This is a genomic window from Rhodovulum sp. (genome assembly GCF_011048875.1).
GTDB classification, from domain to species: Bacteria; Pseudomonadota; Alphaproteobacteria; order Rhodobacterales; family Rhodobacteraceae; genus Rhodovulum; species Rhodovulum tesquicola.
Genome location: NZ_DSDD01000466.1, coordinates 1 through 9,138 on the forward strand (window position 1 = coordinate 1; position 9,138 = coordinate 9,138).

12 protein-coding genes and 1 pseudogene are annotated in these 9,138 nt (G+C 67.5%); 2 read left to right on the forward strand and 11 right to left on the reverse strand.

Annotated elements, in window-relative coordinates; genetic code table 11:
* The 11 genes and pseudogenes from ENN83_RS15830 to ENN83_RS15875 form a co-directional block, all read right to left on the reverse strand.
* The coding region (locus ENN83_RS15830; RefSeq protein ID WP_287188695.1) for a tripartite tricarboxylate transporter permease at window positions 1–398 on the reverse strand (398 nt) is incomplete at its 3' end.
* A 61-nt stretch (window positions 399–459) separates the two neighbouring features.
* Window positions 460–855 (reverse strand): annotated as a pseudogene (locus ENN83_RS17245) (tripartite tricarboxylate transporter permease); the annotation flags it as partial.
* Between the two features lie 4 nt (window positions 856–859).
* Complete coding sequence (locus ENN83_RS15835) at window positions 860–1,606, reverse strand: Bug family tripartite tricarboxylate transporter substrate binding protein (RefSeq protein ID WP_287188697.1); 747 nt, start codon at window positions 1,604–1,606, stop codon at window positions 860–862.
* Between the two features lie 323 nt (window positions 1,607–1,929).
* Window positions 1,930–2,724: a sugar phosphate isomerase/epimerase family protein gene (locus ENN83_RS15840; protein ID WP_287188699.1), complete on the reverse strand. Its 795-nt coding sequence runs from the start codon at window positions 2,722–2,724 to the stop codon at window positions 1,930–1,932.
* Window positions 2,725–2,779: 55 nt separating this feature from the next.
* The gene (locus ENN83_RS15845) at window positions 2,780–3,796 is read right to left on the reverse strand and encodes a xanthine dehydrogenase family protein molybdopterin-binding subunit (protein ID WP_287188701.1); all 1,017 of its coding nucleotides are present in this window, start codon (window positions 3,794–3,796) and stop codon (window positions 2,780–2,782) included.
* On the reverse strand, window positions 3,796–4,362 hold the full coding sequence (locus ENN83_RS15850; protein WP_287188703.1) for a molybdopterin cofactor-binding domain-containing protein: 567 nt from the start codon (window positions 4,360–4,362) through the stop codon (window positions 3,796–3,798). The genes ENN83_RS15845 and ENN83_RS15850 overlap by 1 nt, the downstream gene beginning before the upstream one ends.
* Window positions 4,332–5,228 (reverse strand): (2Fe-2S)-binding protein, encoded by an 897-nt coding sequence (locus tag ENN83_RS15855; protein ID WP_287188705.1) that lies wholly within the window; start codon window positions 5,226–5,228, stop codon window positions 4,332–4,334. Before ENN83_RS15855 ends, ENN83_RS15850 begins: the two co-directional genes overlap by 31 nt.
* Window positions 5,221–5,904, reverse strand: coding sequence for an FAD binding domain-containing protein (locus ENN83_RS15860; RefSeq protein WP_287188707.1), 684 nt, complete (start codon window positions 5,902–5,904; stop codon window positions 5,221–5,223). Before ENN83_RS15860 ends, ENN83_RS15855 begins: the two co-directional genes overlap by 8 nt.
* Window positions 5,832–6,119, reverse strand: a complete 288-nt coding sequence (locus ENN83_RS15865) for a hypothetical protein (protein ID WP_287188709.1) — start codon at window positions 6,117–6,119, stop codon at window positions 5,832–5,834. Before ENN83_RS15865 ends, ENN83_RS15860 begins: the two co-directional genes overlap by 73 nt.
* Before the next feature lie 60 nt (window positions 6,120–6,179).
* A complete protein-coding gene (locus ENN83_RS15870; protein ID WP_287188711.1) occupies window positions 6,180–7,343 on the reverse strand; it encodes a zinc-dependent alcohol dehydrogenase in 1,164 nt (387 codons plus the stop codon).
* Entirely contained in the window at window positions 7,312–8,202 is an 891-nt protein-coding gene (locus ENN83_RS15875) for an IclR family transcriptional regulator (protein WP_287188713.1), read from the reverse strand. Before ENN83_RS15875 ends, ENN83_RS15870 begins: the two co-directional genes overlap by 32 nt.
* 207 nt (window positions 8,203–8,409) lie before the next feature.
* Here ENN83_RS15875 and ENN83_RS15880 point away from each other — a divergent pair, with 207 nt between their 5' ends.
* Together ENN83_RS15880 and ENN83_RS15885 are read left to right on the forward strand one after the other, a co-directional pair.
* Window positions 8,410–8,685, forward strand: coding sequence for a BLUF domain-containing protein (locus tag ENN83_RS15880; protein WP_287188715.1), 276 nt, complete (start codon window positions 8,410–8,412; stop codon window positions 8,683–8,685).
* 38 nt (window positions 8,686–8,723) lie between these two features.
* Window positions 8,724–9,138, forward strand: a 415-nt coding sequence (locus ENN83_RS15885) for a transposase (RefSeq protein WP_287188716.1), incomplete at its 3' end; no start/stop codon positions are given.

The window sequence follows — 9,138 nt, forward strand, 5'->3', positions numbered from 1 at the left end:
CGGATCGTGGGCAGTTCGGCGCGGACATCGGCCACCTCCTGCGGCTTTTGCTCGCCCGCGTAATGCTGCACGAAGGCGTCGATCACATGCGGCACCGCGAAGCGCGCGATCATCGCCACCAGCAGGCTCACCCCCTGCTGCAGCACGACAGTAACGAAGGTCAGCCGCTGCGCGCCCTCGATCTCGTCTATGCCGATGGTCATCACCATCAGCCCCAGAATGCCTGCGATCAGCCCCTTGACCAGCGATTTCTGCGCCAGCCTGCAGATCGTGGACAAGCCGAAGACCAGCAGCCCGAAGGTCTCGGCCGGGCCGAACCTCAGCGCGAGCCTCGCCACCATGTCGACCGAAACCACCATGATGATCAGCGAGACGATGCCCCAGAAGGCCGAGGCCACCACCGCCGTGCCCGGCGCCAGCGACGCCTTGCCACGGCGGATCAGTTGATTGATGGCCGTCCAGAACCGTCGCAGCCGCTGACGGCGTGCCCGGTATGCCCAGCAGGAGCGCCGAGACCGCGCCGCCGGTCATCCCGCCGATATAGGTGCCCAGCAACAGTCCGATCGCGGGCGCGGTCTCCATCGAAAAGGACATCGGCACCACCAGCGCCATCGCGACGCTGAAGGTCAGCCCTGGAATCGCGCCGAAGACCACGCCCAGCAGGCAACCCGTCATCACCGCGACAAGAGCGGCGGGCGCAAGAGCGACCTGGGCAGCGGCAAGCAAGAGGTCCATCCGGGTCCTTCCCTTTGCGCCGGCCCCCGCAAGGCGCGGCCCGGACAGTGCAAGGACCAGCAGAACGCTGCCCGCGATCAGATCCTGGCGGCGCTCGCCCGCGTCGGGGACCGGTGGCATGGCGCTACTGCTCCGTCAGGCCGAGCTGGCCCATCAGGTCAGCGATGATCGTATCGTCGCGCGCGATCAACTCGCCGAACGCCTCATGCCCTGCGAATTCGATCTCGAAACCGATGGTCTGGGCCGCCTTTCGGAATTCCTCGTTTTCGACGGCCAGCCTCGCGGCCTCTTCCAGACGGGCGATCGCCTCGGGCCGCGTGCCAGCCGGGGCGGCTCGGCCGCGCCACATCACGATGTCCATCTCGCCCGCGCCGCTTTCCGCACAGGCCGGCACGTCGGGCAGTTGCGAGATCCGCGCCGCAGAGGTCACGCACAGGATGCGCAGCGCGCCCGCCTCGTGATGCGAGACGAACTGGCCGGGCCATTGCAGCGCCGCGTCCAGCCGACCGGCCAGCAATTCGACCGGCGCGCGGCCCTGGTCATAGGGCACATGGATCGCGCTGTCGGACAGGTCCAGCGCAGCCAGGATGGCCTCGGTCGCCAGATGCGTGAACGAGCCCCGGCCCGAGGCGCCCACCTTCAGCTTGCGCCCTGCGGCCTTGATATCGGCCGCCATGTCGCTCAGCGTTTCCCAGCCACTGTCGGCCCGCACGGCGATGGCGGGCACCTCGACGCTGATCTTGGCAACCGGCGCAAAGGCGGTGTAGTCGAAGGGCAGCCCTCCGCCATGGTGGACGGTGCTGATCGAGTTCGAGTTCCAGACGATGTTGTAGCCATCGGGTGCCGTGCCGTGGACGTGCTGATAGCCCACCGCGCCCCCGGCCCGGTGCGCGCGACCGGCACCACCGGCTGCGGCAGGTGCCGCGACATCAGTTCGGCCAGCAACTGCCCGATGGTCTGGGCGGTACTGCCGAACAGGATGGTCATCTCGACCGACTTTTCCGGAAACTCGGCCCGGGCCGGGGCGCAGAGTCCGACGGCCATTGCCGCCGAAAGCGCCACGGATGCGATGATCCCATTCTGCATGTGGTCTTCCTCCCTTCGTTGGGCCGCCTCGGGACGGCATGCGGCAGTCCTCCACTGCCAGTCCCCATCTGACGCGCCGTGCCTCCCCTGCGCGACCCGTCCCTTTGGTCAGTCGGGCCGCTGCGACAGCGCCCAGGCGTCGCGGATCACCCGCTTGGCGTTGGCCATGATCACCTCTGACACCTCGCCGGCCAGAACGGGCCGCACCTCGGCGCTGACCACGGGGCGCACGGGCTTGTCGAAGTTGCCAAGATGCACGGCATCCAGGAACTCGGGCATCTGCGGGATGCTTTCCCCGGGCGTCCCGTCGAGCAGCGGGAAATGGCTGAGGTCCGTCAGCAGGCCGAAATGCGGGTAGTCGGGGCGGATCGCGCGGGCGATGTCCACCGCGTCGCCCACCGGGCCGATCAGGTTCTTCTTGTTGATGCCGCGGTCGAAGATCCTGAGCGTGAAGGCCAGCCCGTCCTTTTCCTCGGCGGCGTAGTCGAGGATCTGATGCAGCGAATCGATCAGGAACTTCTTGGCCTCCTCCCGCTTCGCATCGCCCGGATCCTTGCCCGCGATCAGGCGGACCACCTCGGCGCCCAACTGGCGGGCCTCGTCCACCGCGCTCTTGATCTCCTGCACCGCCTTGGCCCGTTCGCCGGGGTCGAAATGGTTGAGGTTCAGCTTGTTGGTCAGCGATTTCGGCTGGGTGGCATAGGCGACCGACAGGTGGCTCTGGTCCAGCAGGTGGCGGGCGGTGTTGCGCACGCAGTAATCCTTCATCCAGCCCACCTCGACGGCGGTCCAGAACTCGTCGGCGCAGATCTTCTCCAGCGTCTCGACGATGGGGCCCGCCCCGATCTCGATCCCCGGGAAGGCCTTGAAATGAACGATGCCGACCCGCATCGCGCTGTACATCTAGGTTTCCATGCTTTCTCCCTTTCCCCTGCGCCGCGCGAGGCGGCGTTCATCGTTATTCCGCAGCCGCGCGCGCCGCCTCGCGTGCCTCTTTCTCGGCGATGGCGGCCAGCACCTTTTCGGGCGTCGCGGGCAGCGACTTGATGCGCACGCCCACCGCGTCGTGGATCGCGTTGATGATCGCGGGCGCGGTCGGCACCAGCGCGGGCTCGCCGATCCCCTTGGCACCCAGCGGGCTGAGCGGGTCCGGATCCTCGACCAGGATCGAGGTGATTTCCGGAACATCCAGCGCGGTCGGCAGGATGTATTTCGCGAAGCCATGCGTGACCGGGTAGCCGTTCGCGGTCCGGTAATCCTCCATCAGCGCCTGGCCGAGGCCCTGCACCACGCCGCCCTCGATCTGGCCCTCGACGCCGCGAGGGTTGATGATGCGCCCCACGTCATGCGCGGCCCAGAGCCCCAGCACCTGCACCTCGCCGGTCAGAGTGTCGACCTCGACCTCGGCGACCTGGGTGCCGAAGACATAGGCCTGCCAGGGCGCGCCCGACCCGTCCTCGGGGTTCAGCCCCGTGCCATGCGCGGTGAAATGGCCCGCGCCCACCGGCACCACGCCCCGCCGTTTGCACAGGTCCACCGCCTCGGCCATGGTCATGGCGAGGTTGGTGCCCTGCGCCTTCAGTTCCCCGTCGAAGGCGACGAGCGTGCCGGCATCCACCTGCCAATGGGCGGCGATTTCCGAGAACAGCCGGGCCTTCGCCTCGCGGCAGGCCAGCACCACCGAATTGCCGATCATGTAGGTCTGCCGTGTGGCGCCCGCATGCGCCGCTTCCGAAGACCGCGCGGTGCCGTTGTCGCCGATGGTCACGTCCTCGGGGCGGATGCCCAGTTCCTCGGCCGCGATCTGGGCGAGCACCGTCAGGATGCCCTCGCCGATCTCGGTCACGCCGGTCACCACCTTGGCGGTGCCGCCGTTATCCAGTTCGGCCCATGCGCCCGCGCGGTCCTCCGTGGCGGTGCGCGCGATGCCGTACCAACTTGCCGCGACGCCGCGGCCGCGCATCTTGCGTTGCATCAGGCCACCCTTTCCTTGCTGTCCTTCGGCGTCTCGAACCGCGCGCCCAGCGTGCAGGGTGCCCGCGTCCCCGGCCCGCCCAGGTCGCCCCGGGTCGGCCCACGCATGCCCACAGGCCCCGGCTCCCAGCGCGCGGCCTGTTCGGCGGCGTCCAGCACCCGGTCGATGGAGGCCGAGGTGAGCCGCTGTTGCGTATGGGTCAGCGCCCTCTCCTTCATCATGTTGCGGCGCCTTATCTCGAACGGATCGAGCCCCAGCCGCACCGGGCGATGGGTCTTCATCGCGGCGACCGCCAGCATGCCCTGCCAGATCATGTCCTCCTCACCGCCGAAGCCGCCGCCCACGGGGGACATGATGAAGCGCACCTTGTTGATGGGCAGGGCAAGGATCCCGGCCAGCATGTGGCGATGGTGGGTAATGTTCTGGCTGGGCGAGATCACCGTCACCACGTCTTCATGGTCGACATAGGCGATGCCAGCCTCGGGCTCGAGATACGCGTGTTCGACCTGCTGCGTCGAGAACGCCTCCTCGAGGATCAGGTCGGCGGCGGCAAAGCCGTTGTCCACGTCGCCCTTCCGGATCCGGGATGTGCTTGACCACGTTGTCGGGGGCGTAATCGTGGATCACCGGCGCGCCGGGTTTCAACGCGTCCTCGGGGTCGAAGAGCCCCGGCAGTTCGCGGTACTCCACCTTGATCATCGTCAGCGCCCGGCACGTCGGCCGCGGTGATGACGCAGGCCACGCGCTCCATCGCCTCGGCCTCGGAGGTGTCGATGGACAGGATCTCGGCATGCGCATGGGGCGAGCGCAGGACCGCCATGTGCAGCATGTCCGGCATCACCATGTCGCCTGCATATTTCAGCAGCCCCGACACCTTGGAGGGCGCGTCCAGCCACCGGACATTGTGGCCGATATAGCTCTCGCCCACGGTTTCGGGCTCCAGCACGGCGGGGCAGGCGCGGCCCGTCACCACGGCGCGGGCCAGCGCCGCGGCCTCGATGATCTTGGAATAGCCGGTGCAGCGGCAGATGTTGCCGCCCATGCGTTCCTTGATCTCGTCAAGGCTCGCCTCGGGCGCCTCACGCAAGACGGACGTCGCCGCCATCACCATGCCGGGGAGGCAATATCCACACTGGCTGGCCCCGGTCTTGTGGAACGCCTTCTGGATGGCCGCCAGCTCGCCCGGCCTGGCCAGCCCCTCGACGGTCTGGATGTCCGCGCCCTGCGCCTTGACCACCGGCATCAGGCAGGATTTCACAAGCTTTCCATCCACGAAGACGCTGCACGTCCCGCATTCGCCCGCGCCGCAGCCTTCCTTGGTGCCGGTCAGGCCAAGCTCGTCGCGCAGGAAATCCAGCAGGCGCTGGCCGTGATCGGCACGGCGCGTCACCTTGCGGCCATTCACCCGCATGTCCAGTGTCATCTCAGGCATTGAGAGCCTCCTTGCGTCGGGCGACACGCGCCCGCTCTGCGGCCTCGTCCAGCGCAGCGCGGACGAAGCCCGGCACCACGCGGCGGCCGCGGCTGCGCGACGCGACGCGTGCCACCGCGGGCTCGGCCACCTCTGCGATCAGGCGGGCGTCCACCGCCGCGCCCTTCAGCCGGCCCTCGATGTCGCGCAGGCGTTCGGGCACGGGACCAACGCCGCCCATCGCAAGGCGCACGTCCGCGAAACGGGTACCGGTCTCGTCCAGTTTCACCAGCGCGGCGACGCAGGCGACCGAGATCACCAGCGAGCGGCGCAGGCCCACCTTCTGGAAGGACGCGCCGTAGCCCTCGGTACAGTCGAGCGTCACCGAGTTCACGATCTCGCCGGGCGCAAGCCGTGTGGCGCCGGGGCCGGTCCCGAAATCCTCGACCCGCATGGTGCGGCACAGGATGTGATCGCCCGCCCAGCAGCAACGCTCCACTTCGCCGTTCAGCGCAAGGACGGGGGGCGTGCCATCGGCGGCGGGCGAGGCGTTCACCAGATTGCCCGCAAGCGTCGCCTGCTGGCGGATCTGGTCGTCGGCGAACCAGACCGGGCAATAGGGCATCACCGGCAGCCGGCGGACAAGCTGCGGGTCGTCGAGGAAATCCTGCCAGACGGTGTTGGCGCCCAGCCGCACGCGCCCCCCGTGGCGTTCGTAGCCCTTGAGTTCCGTGACCCGGCTGAGGTCTCGATCCCCAGCGGCAGGTCCACGTCGCCCGCGCGCCCCTCGCGCGCCCAGGGCAGGATGTCGGTCGCGCCTGCCACCAGCCGCGTACCCGCGGGTGCGTCCGCACAGAGCGCCAGCGCCTCGGGCAAGGTCGCGGGCATCTCGTATCGCTGGAATGTCAGCATGTCCCTAGCCCCTCCCTTGGCCATGGACGAGGCCGCCCTTCCCGGGGCGGCCCCGGGCCCCTACTCGGCGGCCACGCGCTTGGCCTCGGAATGGCGGTTCTTGACCACCACCTTGATCGCGTCCTCAACCCGGTCCCTGGCGTAGCGGATCGCCTCCTTCAGGTCGTCCATCTCGAAGGTGTGGATGTGGATCAGCGTGGCGTCGAACCGCTTCTGCCGCATGAAGGCCTCGGCCCGGTGAGTCGCGGATTTCCCCTCGCCGTGAATGCCGTAGACATAGATGTTGTTGCGTACCAGATGCGCCACATCGACCTGCGGTGGCTCGCCCGGGAAGGCCGCGAGGCAGACCTGGCCGCCGCGGTTGACCATCTGGCAGGCCTCGTTGATCGCGTTGGCGGCGGCGGAACATTCCAGCACATAATCCACGCCCACCCCGCCGTTCAGCCGCTTGACCGCCTCGACCGGATCCTCGTTGCGGACGTTCACGACGCGGTCGGCGCCGAGCTTCCTGCCCATTTCCAGCCGGTTGTCGCGCGTGCCGGTCAGGATCACGGGCTGCGCGCCCAGCGCCTTGGCGACCGCGACGCCCAGCAACCCGATCGGCCCCGGCCCGGTAACCACCACGCTTTCGCCCGCGACGAGGCCGCCCAGTTCGGTCAGGCCATACATCGCGGTGCCGGCGGTAACGACCAGCGTCGCCTCCTCGTCGGACATGCTGTCATCCACATGGATCAGCGTGTTGATGTTGTTCACCTGGTATTCGCCGAACCCGCCATCGGTGGTGAAGCCGTTGGCGCGGTGGCCCTTGTCCACGTCGCCGTAGTTCTTGCCGTAATTGTGGCAGGACGTGTACATGCCCTGTCGGCAGCGCTTGCACTGGCCGCAGCCGGCATGGATTTCAACCGTCACGCGCTGGCCGATCTCGTATTCGTCCACCCCGGGGCCCAAGGCCACGACGGTGCCCATGTATTCGTGGCCCGGCGTGAAGTTCTTGTTGAAGGGCGCCCCGCCCTCGATCTGCGCCGGAGGACCGTGATAGATGATCTCCAGGTCGGTCGCAAAGATCGCCACGGCGTCGATCCGGACCAGCACCTCGGCCCGCTTCAGCACCGGCACCGGCTTTTCGGCACGCGCCAGCTCGCCCGGATCGCCCAGCACCCAGGCCTTCATCGATTCGGGGATCGGATAGCGGCTATCCGTCTTTACGCCCGCCGGCATCGCCATCTGTGGTTCCTCCCTTTTGTCCCTGTTTCCCATTCCTCCCCGGACCGCCCCCTCTCCAGGGCCGACCCAGGCGCAACCTGTCCGACAGCCTGCGGGTGCAGGCCACCACTTCCTGCGCGACATGCGCCCGGCAGGCCTCGGTCGCCAGGGCCGCGGACATCGAGGCCGATATCGAGCCGATCACCGCGCCCTTCTCGTCCCTCAGCGCCGCGCCGTAGCACACCACCCCCGCCTTGAGTTCCTCGTTATCCACCGCAAAGCCGTTGCGCCGGACCCAGCGCAGATCCTCGGTCAGATCAGCCAGGCTGGTCAGTGTGTTGTCGGTGAACCGCTCTAGCCCGTTCTCGGAAATGATCTTCAGCGTCTCGCCCTCGGGCAGCCAGGCAAGGATGGCCTTGCCGGTCGCGGTGGCATGGGCAGCGCGCATCTTCACCACCTCGTCGGCTTCGATGACATGGGTCTCGGCGACATTGGCCCTGAACCGCGTGACAAGCGCGCTGCCCTGCATCTCGGCCAGTTGCACGCTCAGCCCCAGCCGACCGGACAGTTCGATAAGATCGGTGCGGGCGAAATCCGATAGGTCGGCCTTGCGCGCGCTCATCTCGGTCAGTTCCTGCAAGCGCGAGGACAGCATGTAGCCCCGGCTGCGCCCGGCATTCAGGACATAGCCGCGCTCGACCAGGGTCGCGACCAGATGATGGCAGGTCGAGACGTTCAGTCCGGCCTGCGCGGCCACCTCGCCCAGCGCCAGCGCGTCGGGCGCGGCAGCCAGGATCTCCAGAATGTCCAGCGCGCGCTCGACCGACTGGATGCGTCGGGCCGCCGCCTTCTCGACCGAGGCGAAAGAAGGGTCCGCCACGCTGTCCCGATATGTCGCCGCTCTGCTCGCCATCAGGTCCTCCCCAAAGGACGTTCGCCCATGGTTGGATGAGCATCAAGTATTTTTCCAAATATCGAAGTCATTTTCATATTGTAAAATTCTATGCCGGAGATCTCCTTGACTTGGCAGCGCGCAGCCTTATTCCGCCCCAAGGGAAGTCCGTATCACCCGAGCCGGAGCCGCGCAGTGAGCACCCATTACATCGTCCATGTCAGCCAGGCCGCACGGGCGCTGAGGCCCCACGACCTTGAGGACATCCTTGAAGAAGCGCGAAGCTACAATGCGCGCCACGGTATCACCGGGGTCCTGCTGTTCGCCGAGGGCGAAGGGCGCTATCGCGGCAGCTTCATGCAGCTTCTCGAAGGCGACGAGGCCGCAATCGAGGCGCTGAGAAAGCGCATCTTCTCGGACCCGCGCCACCATACCAAGGAACGTCTGAAAAACCTCCCGATTTCGGCCTGATCTGATAGGCTGGGACATCCCTGCAAGGAGCCCCGCCTATGCCGAAACAGCCTGCCTTTCCCGGGTCGCGCGACGCGATGAGGAAGAAGGTCACGCGGCGCGAGCAATTCCTGGCGGAGATGGACGCGGTGGTGCCCTGGTGTCGGCTGCTCGCGCTGATCGCGCCGCATTATTCCAAGGCTGGGCCGAAGGGTGGCCGGCCACCGATGCCGCTGGAGGTGATGCTGCGGGTCTATTTCCTGCAGAACTGCTATGCCCTGAGCGACCCGATGGCGGAAGAGACCCTTTACGACAGCGAGGCGATGCGCCGCTTTGCCGGGATCGAGCTGAGCGACGACCGCATCCCGGACGCGACCACCATCCTGAAGTTCCGGCACCTGCTGGAGCGGCACGGGCTGACCGAGGCGATCTTTGCGGATGTGAACGCGCAGCTCGCCGACAAGGGGATCACGC